Consider the following 17,708-nt stretch of genomic DNA (forward strand, 5'->3'; position numbering starts at 1 on the left):
AGGTTGCGCTGGCCGCTGGGTTACGCTGCGCTAACCCAGCCTACTGACTGCAAGGCGTTTGCCGTGTCATCCCTTTTTTACTTCAGAACGTCAACCGTCGTCATCCCGGCGAAAGCCGGGATCCATGCTCTCCGCACGTGCGTTGTCTGGATTCCGGCTTTCGCCAGAATGACGAAATCGAGGTCGTTTCGATCTGAAAGTGGAGTCAGCCCGCCACCGCCTCCGGCCCGGCGTTGAACTGGAACACCCCCGGGTCCTTGATCGGATCGACGCTGACGTTGATGGTCGACTTGGGCGGGAACTGGCCTTCCAGCAGCGCCTTCGACAGCGGGTTCTCGATGCGCTGCTGGATCGCCCGCTTGAGCGGCCGCGCGCCGAACACCGGGTCGAAGCCGACCTTGGCCAGTTCGTCGATGGCCTGGTCGCTCACGTTCAGGTGCAGGTCCATCTTGGCCAGGCGCTCGGTCAGCACCTTGAGCTGGATCTTGGCGATGGCGCCGATCTGGCTCGCGTCCAGGCCGTGGAAGACCACGATCTCGTCGATGCGGTTCAGGAACTCGGGGCGGAAGTGGTTCTTCAGCTCGCCGAACACCGCGTCCTTGATGTCGTCATACGGCTGCCCCGCCATGCTCTGGATCATGGGCGAGCCGATGTTGCTGGTCATGATGATGACGGTGTTCTTGAAGTCCACCGTGCGGCCCTGGCCGTCGGTCAAGCGGCCATCGTCCAGCACCTGCAGCAGCACGTTGAACACGTCCGGGTGGGCCTTCTCGATCTCGTCGAACAGGATCACGCTGTAGGGCTTGCGGCGCACGGCTTCGGTCAGGTAACCGCCTTCGTCGTAACCCACGTAGCCGGGCGGCGCGCCAATCAGGCGGGCCACGCTGTGCTTCTCCATGAACTCGCTCATGTCGATGCGAATCAGGTGCTCTTCGCTGTCGAACAAGAAGGCCGCCAACGCCTTAGTCAGCTCGGTCTTGCCGACGCCGGTGGGGCCGAGGAACAGGAAGCTGCCCAGCGGCCGGTTCGGGTCGCTCAGGCCCGAGCGCGAGCGGCGGATGGCGTTGGACACGGCCGAAATGGCTTCTTCCTGCCCCACCACGCGCTGGTGCAGCGCGTCTTCCATGCGCAGCAGCTTGTCGCGCTCGCCCTGCATCATCTTGCTGACGGGGATGCCGGTGGCGCGCGAGACGACCTCGGCGATCTCCTCGGCGCCGACCTGGGTGCGCAGCAGTTGCGGCGCGGCGTGCTCGCGCTGGCTTTCCTTGGCCTGGGCTTCGTCCAGCTGCTTCTGCAGTTGCGGCAGCTTGCCGTACTGCAGCTCGGCCACCTGGTTGAAGTCGCCCTTGCGGGTGGCTTCCTGCATCTGGAACTTGATCTGCTCGATCTCCTTGCGGATCTGCTCGCTGCCCTGGGCGCTGGCCTTTTCGGCCTTCCAGATTTCGTCCAGGTCGGCGTATTCCTTCTCCAGCGCGGCCAGGTCTTCCTCGATCAGCTGCAGGCGCCGGTGCGAGGCCTCGTCGGTCTCCTTCTTCATCGCCTCGCGCTCGATCTTGAGCTGGATCATGCGGCGATCCAGCCGGTCCATCACCTCGGGCTTGGAGTCGATCTCGATCTTGATCTTGGCCGCCGCCTCGTCGATCAGGTCGATCGCCTTGTCGGGCAGGAAGCGGTCGGTGATGTAGCGTGCACTCAGCTCGGCCGCGGCCACGATGGCCGGGTCGGTGATGTCGACGCCATGGTGCGCCTCATAACGCTCCTGCAGGCCGCGGAGGATGGCGATGGTGTCTTCCACGCTGGGCTCGCCCACCAGCACCTTCTGGAAGCGCCGCTCCAGCGCCGCGTCCTTCTCGATGTACTTGCGGTATTCGTCCAGCGTGGTGGCGCCGATGCAGTGCAGCTCGCCACGCGCCAGCGCGGGCTTCAGCATGTTGCCGGCGTCGATGGCGCCTTCAGCCTTGCCGGCGCCGACCATGGTGTGCAGCTCGTCGATGAACAGAATGATGCGCCCTTCTTCCTGCGCCACTTCCTTCAGCACCGCCTTCAGGCGCTCTTCAAATTCACCACGGTACTTGGCGCCCGCCAGCAGGCCCGCCATGTCGAGCACCAGCACCTGCTTGTCCTTCAGCGTGTCGGGCACCTCGCCGGCCACGATGCGCTGGGCCAGGCCTTCGACGATGGCGGTCTTGCCCACGCCCGGCTCGCCGATCAGCACCGGGTTGTTCTTGCTGCGCCGCTGCAGCACCTGGATGGCGCGGCGGATCTCGTCGTCCCGCCCGATCACCGGGTCCAGCTTGCCCAGGCGCGCGCGCTCGGTCAGGTCGAGCGTGTATTTTTTGAGCGCCTCGCGCTGGCTCTCGCCGTCGGCGCTGTCCATGGTCTGGCCGCCGCGCACGGCGTCGATGGCGGCTTCCAGGCTCTTGCGGCTCAGGCCGCTTTCCTGGGCGATGCGGCCAGCCTCGCCCTTGGCGTCGGCCAGCGCCAGCAGGAACATCTCGCTGGGCACGAACTGGTCGCCGCGCTTGATGCTTTCCTTCTCGGTGGCCTGCAGCAGGCGGATCAGGTCGGGGCCGGGCTGCACCTGCTCTTGGCCCGTCACGGTGGGCAGGCGCTTGACGGCGGCCTCGGCGTCCTGGCTCAGCTTGGCCACGTTGACGCCGGCGCGCTGCAGCAGCGCCTTGGGGCCATCTTGCTGGCGCAGCATGGCCGCCAGCAGGTGCACGGGTTCGATGTAGGCGTGGTCGTTGCCCAGGGCCAGCGATTGCGCGTCGGCCAGGGCTTCCTGGAACTTGGTGGTGAGTTTGTCGAGTCGCATGAAGAAAAAACCTCCGAATTGCTCCCCCAGATGGGGTGTGTCCACAGGGAATCAAGGGCTTTTCAGTGCCCGCCGCCAACGCCGACTGCGCGCCTGGAGCCTGCATCATAAAGACCTTCAGGCGGCATGCAGCGGGCGCGATAAGCTATCAATTCAGAAGCATAAACTAATCACCCGATGCGGGTTTGGCCGCGCCGCACGGCCCATGCCGGTTGCGAAAGTCGGCCGGTAACTCCGGCCAGCGCTCGGCGAACAGCCCGCGCCCGGCCCAGCGCGCCTGCGCCTCGGCGCGCCAGTATTTGCCCAGGCGCGTGCCATAGCCATCGGTCCAGGCCCAGCCCTCTTCAACCATGCGCTCGCCCAGGTCCACATCGCCCTGCAAGCGCACCACGGTGGCGATGGCGCGGCCGTAGCGGTCGTACGCCCACACGGTGACGCGCACGCGCTGGTTCAGGGCCAGCGCCTGCAGCGCCTGGCGCGACTCGGTGCCATGGGTCTGGCAGATCTCGGGCGCATCGACACCATCGATGCGCAGCCGCTGGCGCTTGCCGCCGACCAGTGGCTGCACCCAGACCGAATCACCGTCGACCACGTAGGTCACGCGCGCGTTCCACGGCACGCCGGTGGCCGGGCGCTGGCCGTCCTGCGCCTGCACCGCCGGCTGGGCCAGCAGGCCTGCTAGCATCGCCGCCGCCAGCCGAGCAGCGTACGGCACGCGCCAGCGCCTCACGCGTTGGCCGCCTGGATGCCCCAGCGCGCCAGCGCCGCGTCGTCGCTCACGCGGGCGTCCACCCAGCGCGCGCCGTCGGGCGTCTGCTCCTTCTTCCAGAACGGCGCCTGGGTCTTCAGGTAGTCCATCAGAAACTCGCAGGCCTGGAAGCTTTCGCCCCGGTGCGCGCTGGTCACCGCCACCAGCACGATCTGGTCCTGCGGCCGCAGCAGGCCGATGCGGTGGATCACGCGCACGCCGAACAGGCTGAAGCGGCGGTGCGCCTCGTCGATCATGGCCTCGATGGCCTTCTCGGTCATGCCGGGGTAGTGCTCCAGCTCCATCGAGGCCACGCTGGCCACGTCGGGCGCGCCGGTGGCGGCCAGCTCGGCGGGGTGGCGGTCGCGCACCGTGCCCACGAAGGCGCAGACGGCGCCCACGCGCGCATCGCCGGCGCGCAAGGCGGCCACCTCGGCGCTCAAGTCGAAGTCCTGTGGCTGAATCGAAACACGTGGCTGGCTCATGCCGGCATTTTGCCCCGTGCGCCCCTACACTGGCGCGATGCCCATGCACGCCCTGCCCCACTGCTTGCCGCCGCGCGCGGTGGGCACGGCTGCGTGCATTGCCTGCAAATCGAAGAAACCCCAGCGCATCTGACCGGCGCTGCGGTGCCGTCGTCGGATGAGCGACGGCAAGACCCGGCGGCAGCATCTTCGGCACCCCACTCCCCGCGCACATCCGACCACGGCCCAACCCAACGGTCTTGGCCTGTTCTGAAAGGATGTTCGCGTGAACTCAAGCTCCAGCACTGTTCCCTCGCCCGATTTCTCGGGCCTGTGGATTCCCCTCGTCACCCCGTTTCGCGACGGGGCCGTGGACCACGCCGCACTGGCGCGGCTGACGGCGCACCTGGCCCGCACTGGCATCCGCGGCGTCGTCGTCTGCGGCTCCACTGGCGAGGCGGCGGCGCTCTCGAAGGAAGAGCAACTGGCCTGCCTGCGCACGGTGGCGGCGCATGCCGGCGGGCTGCCGCTCATCATGGGATTGAGCGGCTACCACCTGCCCGACACGCGCGCCTGCGTGCAGCGCCTGGCCGCGCACGATGTGCCGCCGCTCGGTGGCCTGCTGGTGCCGGCACCACATTACGTGCGACCTGGACAGAACGGCCTGCGCGCCTGGTTCACCGAACTTGCCGACACCAGCGCGGTGCCGCTCGTCGTCTACGACATCCCCTACCGCACTGGCGCTACCCTGGCGCGCGAGACGCTGCTGGCGCTGGCCGCCCACCCCAACATCCGCGCCGTCAAGGACTGCGGCGGCGACCCCGGCAAGACACTGGCTCTGATCCGCGACGGCCGCCTGCAGGTGCTGGCCGGCGAGGATGCGCAACTGTTCGCCACCGTGGCGCAAGGCGGCGCGGGCGCCATCGCCGCGTCGGCGCATGTGCACACGCGGCGCTTCGTGGCGGTGCTTGACGCGATCGCCGTGGGCGACCTGGCGCGGGCGCGCCACGCCTGGCATCCGCTAGTGCCGCTGATCAAGGCGCTGTTCGCCGAGGCCAACCCCGGCCCACTGAAGGCGCTGCTGGCGGCCCAGGGCTGGTGCGCCAACGAACTGCGCGCGCCCCTGACGGCGGCATCCGGATCGCACGCGCGGCACTTGCGCGGCCTCAGCGGTGCCTTGGCCGCAGCAGACTGATCTTGTCCGCTCCATACTGTGGGCGAATCCAATAAACCAAAGAGGCGACCCATGGATCTGCAACTCAAGGACAAGGTGGTGCTGATCACCGGCGCCAGCAAGGGCATCGGCCTGGCCTGCGCGCGGGCCTTCGTGGCCGAGGGTGCGCGCGTGGCGCTGGCGGCGCGTGGTGCCGATGTGTTGCAGGCGGCCGCGGCCGAGCTGCGCGCGACGGGCGCCGAGGTGCTGGCGGTGCCGGCCGATCTCGGCGACGCCACGCAGGCTGAACAACTGGCGCACGCGGTGACGGAGCAGTTCGGCCCCATCGACGTGCTGGTCAACTCGGCCGGCGCCGCGCGCCGCACGCTCCCGCAGGAACTGACCGTGGCCGACTGGCACGCCGCGATGGACGCCAAGTTCTTCACCTACCTGCACGCCATGCAGGCCGTGCTGCCGGCCATGCGGGCGCGCGGCAGCGGCGTGGTCGTCAACGTGATCGGCGCCGGGGGCAAGGTGGCCTCGCCCACGCACCTGGCCGGCGGCGCGGCCAACGCGGCGCTGATGCTGGCCACCGCCGGCCTGGCGCACGCGCACGCCGCGGCCGGGCTGCGCATCAACGCCGTCAACCCCGGCCCGGTGCTGACCGCGCGGCTGCAGCAAGGGCTGGAGGCCGAGGCCAGGCTGGCCGGCATCACGCCCGAGCAGGCGCGCGAACGCGCCACGCAGCGCGCCGCCATGGGCCGCATCGCCACGCCCGAGGAGATTGCCGACGTGGTGGTGTTCCTGGCCTCGGCGCGCGCGAGCTACGTCAACGGCGCCATCGTGGCCATGGATGGGGCGACGACACCGATCGTCGTCTGAACCGGGAACTCAGGCGCGCGGCCTGAGCAGCAGGATCGACAGGCCCGAGGCGACGAACGCCAGCCCGGCGCCGATGTTGAGCGCGCTGCCGACGCGCGGGCGCCGCGCCATCCAGCGCGACAGGCGCGCGGCGAAGGCGCCGAGCATGGTGAAGATCAGTGCCGTGAGCACCGCGAAGATCGCACCATAGACAAGCATCTGCACCGCCACCGGCCCCCGTGCCGTGCTGACGAACTGCGGGATGAAGGCCAGCACGAACAGCCCCGGCTTGGGGTTGAGCACGTTGGACAGCACGCCGGTGATGAACACCCGGTGCAGCGGCCGGCGCAGCGCCGGGCTGAAGGTGATCAGGTCGCGCGAACGCAGTGCCTTGATGCCGAGCCACAGCAGGTAGGCCGCGCCCACGCCCTTGACCACCCAGAACGCCCACGGCGACGCCTGCAGCACCAGCGACAGGCCCAGCGTGGCGGCCAGCGTGTGCACCATGATGCCGATGCCCGCGCCGACCGACGACAGCGCCGCCGCCAGCGGCCCCTGGCTCAGGCCACGGCCGATGGCGAGGATGTTGTCGGGGCCGGGCGCGACCACCACCACCAGCACGGCGGCGACGTAGGCCAACAGAACGTCGGGGGGAAACATGCCGCGCCCGGGCGCCGTCGCGTCAACCGCCGGTGACCGGCGGGAAGAACGCCACCTCGGCACCGTCGTGCAGCGCGGCGGATTCGTCGGCCATTGCCTGGTCGAGCGCCAGCCGCACCAGCTTGTCGCGCGCCAGTGCCTCGCCATGTGCGCCGCCGCGGGCGATCAGTTCATCGCGCAGCGCGGCCAGCGTGGGCGCGTCGGTGGCCACGCGCTCGCTGCCCACGTTCAGCGCCTCGCGGATCGAGGCGAAATAGCGCACCGTCACCTGCTTCATGCCAGCAGCTCCGCCAGCGGGATGAAGCGCACCATGTCGCCGCGCGCGATGGTGCTGCCGGCCGGGTGGTCGATCAGGCCGTCGGCCCAGTGCGCCGAGGTCAGCACGCCCGAACTCTGGTTGGCGAACAGGTCCAGCCCGCCTTGCGCGTTGCGGCGCGCGCGCAGGAATTCGCGCCGTTTGTCGGGGCGCGGCAGGTCGAAGTCGGCGCGCAGGCTCATCGCCGGCACGTCGATCTTCGTCGCGCCCTGCAGCTTCAGCAGGAAGGGCCGCACCAGCAGCAGGAAGGTGACGAAGCTCGACACCGGGTTGCCGGGCAGGCCCATGAAGTGGGCCTGCCCGCTGCCCGCGCGCCGCACATGGCCGTAAGCGAAGGGTTTGCCGGGCTTCATGCCGATCTGCCACAGGTCCAGAGTGCCAAGCTGTTCGACGGCGGGCTTGATGTGGTCTTCCTCGCCCACGCTTACGCCGCCGCTGGTCAGGATCAGGTCGTGCCCTTCGGCGGCTGACTGCAGCGCGGCCAGCGTGGCGGCACGGTTGTCGGGCACGATGCCGAGGTCGCTGACCTCGCAGCCCAGGCGCAGCAGCAGCGCGCTCAGAAAGAAGCGGTTGCTGTTGTAGATGGCGCCGGGCTTCATGGCCTCGGGCGGCACGTCGCCGGGCATCACCAGTTCGTCGCCGGTGGAGAACAGGGCCACGCGCGGACGCGTCGCCACCTGCAATGAAGCCAGGCCGATGCCGGCCGCCAGACCAATGCTGGCGGGCGCCAGTCGCTCTCCTTTTTGCAGTATCACGGCGCCGCGCGTGACATCTTCACCCGCCGCGCGCACCCACTGGCCAGGCGCGGGCACGGCATTGATGCGCACGCGGCCGCCGTCCAGCGCCTCGGTGTCTTCCTGCATTACCACCGCGTCCGCGCCAGCAGGCATGGGCGCACCCGTGAAGATGCGCGCCGCACTGCCCGGCGCCAGCGGCGCGCCAGCGTGGCCCGCGGCGATGCGTTGCGACACGGGCAGTTCGACGCCTGCGGTGACATCGGCCGCCCGCACCGCATAGCCGTCCATCGACGAGTTGTCTTTGGGCGGCACCTGCAGGGCCGACACCACATCCTGCGCCAGCACGCGGCCATCGGCGTTGAAGGTGTTGACGGATTCCGTGCCGCCCAGTGGCGCGGCGTGCGCCAGCAGGCGCTGCAGCGCTTCGTCGAGCGGCATCAGGGGGGCGCGGCGCGGAGCATCAGACATGGGACGGCAGGTGCCTTTCAGGGTCGTAGTCGAAACGGTGGCCATTGTCGAGCAGCCACTGCGCAATCGCCTCGGCGTCGTTCAGATCCAGCACGGGGCGCAAGGTCGCCTCCGGCAGCGCCTGGGGCGAATCGGTGGCGATGGCGACGATGAATTCGTCGTCGGGGTAGCGCGCCGGCTTGCTGGCAGCGGCGCGCCAGACCTCGACCTTCGGCAGGTCGCTTTCCTTGAAGCCCTCGACCAGCACCCAGTCGACGCCGTCGTACAGCTCGGCGATCAGGTGGTGCACCGACAGTTGCGCCTCCTGCTCGAACTCGCGCATCAGCGCCAGACGATTGCGCGAGGCGACGACCACCTCGAACGCGCCGGCCTCGCGGTGGCGGAAGGTGTCCTTGCCTTCGTGGTCGATGTCGAACCTGTGGTGCGCGTGCTTGACGACCGACACGCGCAGCCCGCGCAGCTTGAGCGCCGGGATCAGCCGCTCGACCAGATGCGTCTTGCCCGAACCGGAATACCCGGCAAAGCCGACCACCTTCATGGATTCATTCTCGCTTCACTATCAGAGCAGGAGCTGCCGGCGCTTGCTTAGCGGGCGCTGGTGGCCAATTTCATTCACATTCTTGTGTGATCAGCGCCTTCACGCGGTCAGCGTCGGCGGGCAGCACCTGCACGCGGCGCGGCAGGTCTTCGATGCCGTCGAACTTGGCCGGGCGGTCCGGGTCGCGCCCCAGCGCCTCGCGGATGGTGGCGGCGAACTTGATGGGCAGCGCCGTTTCCAGCACGATCATCGGCACGCTGGGCTGCACGTGCTCGCGCGCCACCTTCACGCCGTCAGCGGTGTGGGTGTCGATCATCACACCGTGCTTCTGGAACACGTCTCGGATGGTCGCCAGGCGGTCGCCGTGCGTACTCTTGCCGCTGACGAAGCCGAAGCGCTGGCGCGTCTGCTGGAAAGCCGGGTCGCCACTCAGGTCGAATTGGCCGTCCTTGGCGAGTGCATCGTGGAACAGCGCCTTCGTGCGCGCGCCATCGCGGCCGAGCAGATCGAACACGAAGCGCTCGAAGTTGCTGGCCTTGCTGATGTCCATCGACGGGCTGCTGGTCTCGTGCGTGTCGGCACTGCCGCGCACGCGGTAAACGCCGGTGCGGAAGAACTCGTCGAGCACGTCGTTCTCGTTGGTCGCGACGACCAGCTTGTTGATTGGCAGGCCCATCTGGCGTGCCACGTGGCCCGCGCAGACGTTGCCGAAGTTGCCGCTGGGCACGGTGAAATCGACCTTCTCGTCGTTCCGCCCGGCGCCGGGCCGCCCCAAGCCGGGCACGGCCCCCTCGGGGGGCAGCGCAGACGCGCCAGCGCGAAGCATGGGGGCATGTGACGTGGCCTGAAAATAGCCCGCGAAGTAGTACACCACCTGCGCCAGCAGCCGTGCCCAGTTGATCGAGTTGACGGTGCCGATCTTGTACTGGCGCTTGAAGGCCAGATCGTTGCTCACGGCCTTGACGATGTCCTGGCAGTCGTCGAACACGCCTTCGACGGCGATGTTGTGGATGTTGGCGTCCTGCAGGCTGAACATCTGCGCCTGCTGGAACGCGCTCATGCGCCCGTGCGGGCTGAGCATGAACACGCGGATGCCCTGCTTGCCGCGCATGGCGTATTCGGCCGCGCTGCCGGTGTCGCCGCTGGTGGCGCCCAGGATATTGAGCTGCTCGCCACGGCGCGCCAGTTCGTACTCGAACAGGTTGCCCAGCAGTTGCATCGCCATGTCCTTGAAGGCCAGCGTGGGGCCGTTGGACAGGGCTTCGAGGTAGAAGCCGTTGCCGAGCTTCTTGAGCGGAACGATCTCCAGCGTGCCGAACACCTCGGGCGTGTAGGTCTTCTCGCAGATGCGTTGAAGGTCGGCGGCCGGAATGTCGTCGATGTAGAGCGACAGGATCTCGAACGCCAGCGTGGCGTAGCCGTGCTGGGCATACAGGTGGCGCCAGTGGTCGAGCGTGGTGCGGTCGATCTGTGGATAGTGCTCGGGCAGGTACAGGCCGCCATCGGGCGCCAAGCCCTCCAGCAGGATGTCGCAGAACTTGCGCGGCGTGCTGTCGCCACGGGTGGAGAGGTAGTTCATAGATCAGGCTGGGCACGCCGGCGCGCGCGGCATGCCCCAACGGTCAATGGGTCGGTCAGGCCAGTTCTTCCTTGCGGATGCGCACGATGGGCGCCAGCACGCTGGGCAGCGCCTGCAACTGCGCCAGCGCCGTGCTCATGGCGCCTTCGCGCGTGTCGTGCGTGAGGATGATCAGGTCGGTGTGGTCGGGCGTGGGCTCGCCGGCGCCGGCGTCGGTGCCGGCCACGTCGTCGGCCTCGCGCTGCAGCACGGCGTTGATGCTGATGCCGGCGTCGGCCAGGATGCGCGTGACGTTCGATAGCACACCCGCCTCGTCCTTCACCCGCAGGCGCAGGTAGTAGCTGGTGATCACCTGCTCCATCGGCAGCACGCTGACGTCGCGCATCTGCCCCGGCTGGAAGGCCAGGTGCGGCACGCGGTGCTGCGGGTCGCTGGTGGCCAGGCGGGTGACGTCGACCAGGTCGGCGATGACAGCGCTGGCCGTGGGCTCGCTGCCGGCGCCCTTGCCGTAGTACAGCGTGGTGCCCACGGCATCGCCGTTGACGACGACGGCGTTCATGGCGCCCTCGACGTTGGCGATCAGCCGCTTGGCCGGCACCAGCGTGGGGTGCACGCGCAGCTCGACGCCCTCGCCTTCGCGGCGCTTGGTGATGCCCAGCAGCTTGATGCGGTAGCCCAGTTGCTCGGCATAGCGGATGTCGGTGGCCGACAGCTTGGTGATGCCCTCGACGTAGGCCTTGTCGAACTGCACCGGGATGCCGTAGGCGATGGCGCTCATGATGGTGGCCTTGTGCGCGGCATCCACGCCTTCGATGTCGAAGGTCGGGTCGGCCTCGGCGTAGCCCAGCGCCTGCGCCTCTTTCAGCACCACGTCGAAGTCCAGGCCCTTGTCGCGCATCTCGCTCAGGATGAAGTTCGTGGTGCCGTTGATGATGCCGGCGATCCACTGGATGCGGTTGGCCGTCAGGCCCTCGCGCAGCGCCTTGATGATGGGGATGCCGCCAGCCACGGCGGCCTCGAAGGCGACCATCACGCCCTTGTCGTGCGCGGCCTGGAAGATCTGGGTGCCGTGCACGGCCAGCAGCGCCTTGTTGGCGGTGACCACGTGCTTGCCGGCGGCAATGGCCTCCATCACCAGCGTCCTGGCGATGCCGTAGCCGCCGATCAGCTCGATGACGATCTCGATGTCGGGATTGGCGAGCACCTCGCGCGCATCGCCCACCACCTTGACGCCGGAGCCGACGATCTGCTGCGCGCGCTCGGTGTCGAGGTCAGCCACCATGGTGATTTCGATGCCGCGGCCAGCGCGGCGCTTGATTTCCTCCTGGTTGCGCTGCAGCACGTTGAAGGTGCCGCTGCCCACCGTCCCGATGCCCAACAGGCCGACTTGGATCGCTTTCATGTTCTCTTGGTTTTTTAAGTCAAATATGCCTCTAGCACCCGTCCATCAAGCGCGGGCAGCTTCTTTTTTTGCAGCAATCTGCACCACCGATGCCGACTTGGCATGGCGCGCACGGTACTGCTCGAGGAACTTCGCCAACCGCCCGATGGCTTCGCGCAGATCGTCCTCGTGCGGCAGGAACACGATGCGGAAGTGCTGGTTGTCGGGGTAGTTGAAGCCCGAGCCCTGCACCAGCATCACGCGCGTGGCACGCAGCACTTCCATGAAGAACTGGCGGTCGTCCTGAATGGGGTACATCTTGGGATCGAGCCGCGGGAACATGTACAGCGCGGCCTGCGGCTTGACGCAGCTGACGCCCGGAATGGCACTGATCAGCTCATAGGCCAGGTCGCGCTGGCGGCGCAGGCGGCCGCCCTCCTTCACCAGGTCGTGGATGCTCTGGTAGCCACCCAGCGCGGTCTGGATGGCGTACTGCCCCGGCACGTTGCTGCCCAGCTTGATGTTGGCCAGCATGTTGATGCCTTCGATGTAGTCGCGCGCCGACTCCTTGTCGCCCGAGATCACCATCCAGCCGGCGCGGAAGCCGCACGAGCGGTAGGCTTTCGACAGCGAGTTGAAGGTGAGCGTCAGCACGTCGGTCGCCAGGCTGGCCAGCGCCGTGTGCTTCACGCCGTCGTACAGCACCTTGTCGTACACCTCGTCGGCCATGATGACGAGGTTGTGCTCGCGCGCGATCTCGATGATGCCGAGCAGCAGTTCGTTGGAATACAGCGCGCCGGTCGGGTTGTTGGGATTGATGACGACGATGGCCTTGGTACGCGACGTGACCTTGGCGCGGATGTCGTCCAGATTGGGCATCCAGCCATTGGCCTCGTCGCACAGGTAGTGCACGGGCTTGCCGCCCGACAGGCTGGCCACGGCGGTCCACAGCGGGTAGTCGGGCGCGGGCACCAGCATCTCGTCGCCCTCGGACAGCAGTGCGTTGGCGGCCATGCCGATCAGGTCGCTGGCGCCATTGCCCAGGTAGATGTCGTCGATGGTGACGCCTTCGATGCCCTGCTCCTGCGTGTAGTGCATCACCGCCTTGCGGGCCGAGAAGATGCCCTTGCTGTCCGAGTAACCGGCCGAATCCGGCAGGTTGCGGATCATGTCCTGCACGATCTCCTCGGGCGGCTGAAAGCCGAACGGCGCCAGGTTGCCGATATTCAGCTTGATGATCTTCTGGCCCTCGTCCTCCATCTGCTTGGCCGCGTCCACGATGGGCCCACGCACGTCATAAAGCACGTTCGCCAGCTTGGCGGATTTGTGGATGGGTTTCATGGCAAGACCTTCCGGGCGAAGCTTCAAGGAGGGAAAACATAGAATTGGAACACATCTGCGCCCTTCGCCCCCTCTTCCTGCATGAAATTCCAGCCCGATCAGTTCGGCTCTGCCATCACCAGCTACGGCCCCGGTTGGATCGCCGTGGCCGGCGAGCGCATCGACCGCAGCGTGGTGCTGCACAGCACGGGCGAACGCACGGATTGGCGCTGCAGCCATTTCGATGAATTGACCGATGCGCATTTCGCGCCGCTGGCCGCGCACAAGCCCGAACTGGTGGTGTTCGGCAGCGGCGCTGCCACCCGCTTTCCCAGGCCGGCGTGGATCCGCGCCCTGGTCGAGGCTGGCATCGGCGTGGAAGCCATGGACACCGGTGCCGCCTGCCGCACCTACAACATCCTGGCGGGCGAAGGCAGGCGCGTGATCGCCGCCTTGTTGCTGGAGCCGGGCGAAGAAAGTCAGGATGGGTTAAAATAAAGGGCTGGCAACTGTTGCCCTCGCCACACCTTCTGCAACAGCGGCGGATGGTTCGGCCGGGCAGTCACGTGTGCCCTACGCCCCCTCGATAAAACCGTCCGGAGATTGAAGTTCATATGGCGATCGTTGTCAACAAACCCCTCCCTGAATTCGAAGCGATTGCGACCGGCGACGTCAAAGTTACCAACACCTCCCACAACGGGCAAGCCCTCGTTCTGTACTTTTATCCCAAAGACAACACCCCCGGCTGCACCACCGAGGCGATGCAGTTCCGCGACAAGTACAAGGATTTCGTGAAGGCGGGTGCCGTGGTGTTTGGCGTCAGCCGCGACAACATGACGTCGCACGACAGTTTCAAGGCCAAGCTCGAACTGCCCTTCGAACTGATCGCCGATACCGAAGAGAAGATGTGCCACATGTTCGGTGTGGTCAAGAACAAGATCATGTACGGCAAGAAGGTCAAGGGCATCGAGCGCAGTACCTTCCTGGTCAACGCCGACGGCATCCTGGTGCAGGAGTGGCGCGGCCTGAAGGTGCCCGGCCATGTCGAGGAAGTGCTGAAGGCCGTGAAGGTGCTGAAAAAAGCCGCCTGAAAGCCTGACGGTGACTGCCACCGTGCTCATGCATAATGAGCCGGAATGTTGTTGCAGCCGTATCGACTGACTTTTCTCGCGAAAGCCGCCTTGGCTGACAAGGCGGCTTTTTCTTTGGCCGACGCCAGCCGCATCGCGGCCGGGCGGTGCGCCCTCCGCTGAACCTTCCAATCCGCATGCCCCTGCCCCCTCCCCCGACCAAACGTGGCGCCAAGCTGTCTTCCGACGTCATCGACCTGTCCACCCGCCGCGCCACGGCGCGTTCCACGGCAACGGCAACGGCAACGGCAACGCCCGCCAGCCGCAGCCGCGCGCCGGCACAGCAGGCGCGCTTGCTGACGGAATCCGTGGACGAGGTGGTCACCCCGCTGCCGGTGCCCGGCGCCCGCAGCCCCGTGGCACGCACGGAGGCGCCCGCCCCGGCCCGACCGGCCGAGCGCGTGGCTGAGAAACCTGCTCCCCAAAAGGCTGCCGCCCGCGCCCCCAAGGCCAAGGCCACAGGCCCCACGCGGCTGTTCGTGCTCGACACCAACGTGCTGCTGCACGACCCGACGGCGCTGTTCCGCTTCGAGGAGCACGACATCTTCCTGCCGATGATCGTGCTGGAGGAACTGGACGGCCACAAGAAAGGCATGACCGAGGTGGCCCGCAACGGCCGCCAGACCAGCCGCCTGCTGGATGCGCTGGCCGGCGTGAAGGGCGCCGACATGGCGCAGGGTTTGGCACTGGATTCGACCGGCAACGTGGCCGCCGGCGGCAAGCTGTACTTCCAGACCGCGCCGCTGGACGTGACCATGCCCGCCGCCCTGCCCCAGGGCAAGGCCGACAACCAGATCCTGGGCGTGGTCGCCGCGCTGGAGAAGCAATACGCACCGCGCGAAGTGATCCTGGTGTCGAAGGACATCAACATGCGCGTGAAGGCGCGCGCGCTGGGCCTGAAGGCCGAGGATTACGAGAACGACAAGACGCTGGAGGACGGCGACCTGCTGTATTCGGGCGTGCTGCAGTTGCCGCCCGACTTCTGGACGCGGCAGAGCAAGACCGTCGAGAGCTGGCAGAGCGGCAGTTCGACCTATTACCGCGTCAGCGGCCCGGCGGTGGCCAGTCTGTACATTAACCAGTTCGTCTATTTCGAGTCGCCCGGCGAGCCCAGCCTGTATGCGCGCGTGACGGAGATCCGCGACAAGACGGCGGTGCTGAAGACGCTGAAGGACTTCACGCACCTGAAGAACGGCGTGTGGGGCGTGACGGCGCGCAACCGCGAGCAGAACTTCGCCCTCAACCTGCTGATGGATCCGGAGATCGACTTCGTCACCCTGGCCGGCACGGCGGGCACCGGCAAGACGCTGCTGGCGCTGGCGTCGGGCCTGACGCAGGTGCTGGACGACCGCCGCTACACCGAGATCATCATGACGCGTGCCACCGTGAGCGTGGGCGAAGACATCGGCTTCCTGCCCGGCACCGAGGAAGAGAAGATGGGTCCGTGGATGGGCGCGCTGGACGACAACCTGGAGTTCCTCTCCAAGGGCGATGCCTCGGGCGCCGGCGAATGGGGGCGTGCCGCCACCAACGAGTTGATCCGCAGCCGCGTGAAGATCAAGAGCATGAACTTCATGCGCGGACGCACCTTCATGAACAAGTGGGTGATCATCGACGAGGCGCAGAACCTGACGCCCAAGCAGATGAAGACGCTGATCACGCGCGCCGGCCCCGGCACCAAGATCATCTGCATGGGCAACCTGGCGCAGATCGACACGCCCTACCTGACCGAAGGCTCGTCGGGCATGACCTACGCGGTGGACCGCTTCAAGGGCTGGCCGCACGGCGGCCACGTGACGCTGGCGCGCGGTGAGCGCTCGCGGCTGGCGGACTTTGCCAGCGAAGTGCTGTAGTCGCCCCTGAAGCCCCCCACCCCCGCATGAACACTGGCTTTGCGGGTGATTGCCGATGTCCGGAACTCCCGGTTTGATATTCAATGGTGGCTGATTTCTGGGAGTTTTTCAGCCGTGCTGTTTGCCTGCTCTGCCACCGAGGACTTCTTTCGCTCGCGCATCGACCACATGATCGATCTGCACCATCCGCTGGCCGTGCTGGCCTCGCGCATGCCCTGGCAGCAGATCGAGGCATCGGTGTCGCACTTGCTGTCACGCAAAGGCCGCACGGGCGTGGCCATGCCCGATCTGGACCTCTTTGGCGAGCAGGTGCAACGTATCCGGGGGCCCAGCAACGCTGGGCGCCCGCGCATACCGCTGCGGGTGATGATCTCCTTGCTGTACCTCAAGCACGCGTTCAACGAGTCCGACGAAGGCGTGGTGGCGCGCTGGGCCGACACGCCCCGCTGGCAGTTCTTCTCCGGCTGCGCCTACTACGAAGACCGCCAACCCTGCGACGCCAGCACCCTGATCAAATTCCGCCAGCTGCTGGGCGAAGAAGGTGTCGAAGAGCTGCTGGCACAGACCATCCACGTGGCCGTTGACCTCAAGCTCATCAAGGCACAGGAGCTCAGCCGCGTGATCGTCGACACCACGGTGCAACCCAAGGCCGTCGCGCACCCCACCGACAGCCGATTGCTGGAGACGGCCAGGAGCAAACTGGTCGAGGCCGCCAAGCAGGCCGGCATCGGACTGAAGCAGACCTTTGCAAGGGAAGGCAAGCAACTGGCTCGCCAGGCCGGGCGTTATGCCCATGCCCGGCAGTTCAAACGCATGCGCCGGGTCATCAAGCGGCAGAGAACCATCGCTGGGCGCCTGCAGCGCGAGATCGAGCGCAAGGCCAGCGCCATCGCAGCGGCTGCGCGGCAGGCCCTGGATGAGACGCTGGGCAAAGCCCGGCGCATTGCCGCGCAAAGCGGCCAGCGCAAGGCAATTGATGGCTCCAAGCTCTACGCCTGGCACGCCCCCGAGGTGGAATGCATCAACAAAGGCAAGGCCCGCCAGCCCTACGAGTTCGGCGTCAAGGCAGGCATTGCCAGCACCTTCAAGGGCAATCTGATCGTGGGTGCAAGGACCTTTGCCGGCAACCCGTATGACGGGCACACCCTCCATGAGCAACTGGAGCAAGCCAGCATCCTGATGCAGGACTGCCAGATCAGGCCAGCAACAGCCTTCGTCGATCTGGGCTATCGGGGTGTGGAGAAGGACAACCCGGGCGTGGACATCAGGCACCGGGGCAAAGCCAGGCAGCTGAGCAAGGCAGAAAGAAAGCAACTCAAGCGCCGTCAGGCGATCGAGCCGGTGATCGGGCACCTCAAGAGCGATCATGGCCTGGATCGCTGTCATCTCAAGGGCCAGACTGGAGATGCGATGCATGCGGTGCTGTGCGCGGCGGGCTACAACATCCAATGGCTGCTGCGCATGATCGCCAAGAAGAGCATCGCCTTCTTGTGGCGGCTTTATTGGCGCCTATGCCAGAGTCTGCCCCCGGCGCCGCACTGCACGCCATCGCGTTGGAAGTTGATCGACCGAACGTCCAGCAGTCGTTCAGAGTCACTGGCCTGGGCGTGAAAATGAATAGGGTCTTAGGAAGCAAACCTCTCTACCAAGTGAGCTAACTTCCTATCGTGATTCAGAAAAACAGG

17 protein-coding genes are annotated in these 17,708 nt (G+C 66.9%); 6 read left to right on the forward strand and 11 right to left on the reverse strand.

Features of this window, described 5'->3' with window-relative positions; all coding sequences use genetic code 11:
* Positions 1 to 205 precede the first annotated feature (205 nt).
* The 3 genes from clpB to ACFSCU_RS15440 form a co-directional block, all read right to left on the reverse strand.
* On the reverse strand, positions 206 to 2,815 hold the full coding sequence (clpB, locus tag ACFSCU_RS15430; protein WP_377561099.1) for an ATP-dependent chaperone ClpB: 2,610 nt from the start codon (positions 2,813 to 2,815) through the stop codon (positions 206 to 208).
* A 166-nt stretch (positions 2,816 to 2,981) separates the two neighbouring features.
* Positions 2,982 to 3,545: a thermonuclease family protein gene (locus tag ACFSCU_RS15435; RefSeq protein WP_377561100.1), complete on the reverse strand. Its 564-nt coding sequence runs from the start codon at positions 3,543 to 3,545 to the stop codon at positions 2,982 to 2,984.
* A complete protein-coding gene (locus ACFSCU_RS15440) occupies positions 3,542 to 4,048 on the reverse strand; it encodes a molybdenum cofactor biosynthesis protein MoaE (protein WP_180549174.1) in 507 nt (168 codons plus the stop codon). Before ACFSCU_RS15440 ends, ACFSCU_RS15435 begins: the two co-directional genes overlap by 4 nt.
* 265 nt (positions 4,049 to 4,313) lie before the next feature.
* Between ACFSCU_RS15440 and dapA the strand changes: the two genes are divergently transcribed.
* The gene (gene dapA, locus ACFSCU_RS15445; RefSeq protein ID WP_180549175.1) at positions 4,314 to 5,222 is read left to right on the forward strand and encodes a 4-hydroxy-tetrahydrodipicolinate synthase; all 909 of its coding nucleotides are present in this window, start codon (positions 4,314 to 4,316) and stop codon (positions 5,220 to 5,222) included.
* A gap of 51 nt (positions 5,223 to 5,273) precedes the next feature.
* Positions 5,274 to 6,062, forward strand: coding sequence for an SDR family oxidoreductase (locus ACFSCU_RS15450; protein WP_180549176.1), 789 nt, complete (start codon positions 5,274 to 5,276; stop codon positions 6,060 to 6,062).
* 9 nt (positions 6,063 to 6,071) lie between these two features.
* Here the strand turns inward: ACFSCU_RS15450 and ACFSCU_RS15455 are convergent, their stop codons facing one another.
* The 7 genes from ACFSCU_RS15455 to ACFSCU_RS15485 form a co-directional block, all read right to left on the reverse strand.
* Positions 6,072 to 6,680 (reverse strand): LysE family translocator, encoded by a 609-nt coding sequence (locus tag ACFSCU_RS15455; protein WP_377561101.1) that lies wholly within the window; start codon positions 6,678 to 6,680, stop codon positions 6,072 to 6,074.
* A gap of 43 nt (positions 6,681 to 6,723) precedes the next feature.
* Positions 6,724 to 6,978, reverse strand: coding sequence for a MoaD/ThiS family protein (locus ACFSCU_RS15460; protein ID WP_180549177.1), 255 nt, complete (start codon positions 6,976 to 6,978; stop codon positions 6,724 to 6,726).
* Positions 6,975 to 8,222 carry a molybdopterin molybdotransferase MoeA gene (locus ACFSCU_RS15465; protein WP_377561102.1) on the reverse strand — a complete coding sequence of 416 codons (1,248 nt, stop codon included), beginning with the start codon at positions 8,220 to 8,222 and terminating at the stop codon, positions 6,975 to 6,977. The genes ACFSCU_RS15460 and ACFSCU_RS15465 overlap by 4 nt, the downstream gene beginning before the upstream one ends.
* Positions 8,215 to 8,760, reverse strand: a complete 546-nt coding sequence (mobB, locus tag ACFSCU_RS15470) for a molybdopterin-guanine dinucleotide biosynthesis protein B (RefSeq protein WP_180549178.1) — start codon at positions 8,758 to 8,760, stop codon at positions 8,215 to 8,217. The genes ACFSCU_RS15465 and mobB overlap by 8 nt, the downstream gene beginning before the upstream one ends.
* A gap of 70 nt (positions 8,761 to 8,830) precedes the next feature.
* Complete coding sequence (locus tag ACFSCU_RS15475) at positions 8,831 to 10,339, reverse strand: threonine synthase (protein ID WP_377561103.1); 1,509 nt, start codon at positions 10,337 to 10,339, stop codon at positions 8,831 to 8,833.
* 55 nt (positions 10,340 to 10,394) lie between these two features.
* A complete protein-coding gene (locus tag ACFSCU_RS15480; RefSeq protein ID WP_180549179.1) occupies positions 10,395 to 11,741 on the reverse strand; it encodes a homoserine dehydrogenase in 1,347 nt (448 codons plus the stop codon).
* 45 nt (positions 11,742 to 11,786) lie between these two features.
* Positions 11,787 to 13,061: a pyridoxal phosphate-dependent aminotransferase gene (locus ACFSCU_RS15485; RefSeq protein ID WP_377561104.1), complete on the reverse strand. Its 1,275-nt coding sequence runs from the start codon at positions 13,059 to 13,061 to the stop codon at positions 11,787 to 11,789.
* Between the two features lie 81 nt (positions 13,062 to 13,142).
* On the opposite strand from ACFSCU_RS15485, the gene ACFSCU_RS15490 reads away from it, so the two are divergent.
* The 3 genes from ACFSCU_RS15490 to ACFSCU_RS15500 all read left to right on the forward strand — a co-directional run bounded on the left by ACFSCU_RS15490 (position 13,143) and on the right by ACFSCU_RS15500 (position 16,023).
* Positions 13,143 to 13,538, forward strand: coding sequence for an Mth938-like domain-containing protein (locus ACFSCU_RS15490; protein WP_180549181.1), 396 nt, complete (start codon positions 13,143 to 13,145; stop codon positions 13,536 to 13,538).
* Positions 13,539 to 13,654: 116 nt separating this feature from the next.
* On the forward strand, positions 13,655 to 14,131 hold the full coding sequence (locus tag ACFSCU_RS15495; RefSeq protein WP_333705812.1) for a peroxiredoxin: 477 nt from the start codon (positions 13,655 to 13,657) through the stop codon (positions 14,129 to 14,131).
* Between the two features lie 176 nt (positions 14,132 to 14,307).
* Entirely contained in the window at positions 14,308 to 16,023 is a 1,716-nt protein-coding gene (locus ACFSCU_RS15500) for a PhoH family protein (protein WP_377561105.1), read from the forward strand.
* An 80-nt stretch (positions 16,024 to 16,103) separates the two neighbouring features.
* On the opposite strand, the gene ACFSCU_RS15505 is transcribed toward ACFSCU_RS15500, so the two are convergent.
* Positions 16,104 to 16,304 carry a hypothetical protein gene (locus ACFSCU_RS15505; RefSeq protein ID WP_377561107.1) on the reverse strand — a complete coding sequence of 67 codons (201 nt, stop codon included), beginning with the start codon at positions 16,302 to 16,304 and terminating at the stop codon, positions 16,104 to 16,106.
* Here ACFSCU_RS15505 and ACFSCU_RS15510 point away from each other — a divergent pair.
* Complete coding sequence (locus tag ACFSCU_RS15510; protein WP_377561106.1) at positions 16,213 to 17,634, forward strand: IS5 family transposase; 1,422 nt, start codon at positions 16,213 to 16,215, stop codon at positions 17,632 to 17,634. The two genes, ACFSCU_RS15505 and ACFSCU_RS15510, sit on opposite strands and share 92 nt — an antisense overlap.
* Positions 17,635 to 17,708: the final 74 nt, after the last annotated feature.

It is taken from the genome of Ottowia beijingensis, from assembly GCF_042680925.1.
Taxonomy (GTDB): domain Bacteria; phylum Pseudomonadota; class Gammaproteobacteria; order Burkholderiales; family Burkholderiaceae_C; genus Ottowia; species Ottowia beijingensis.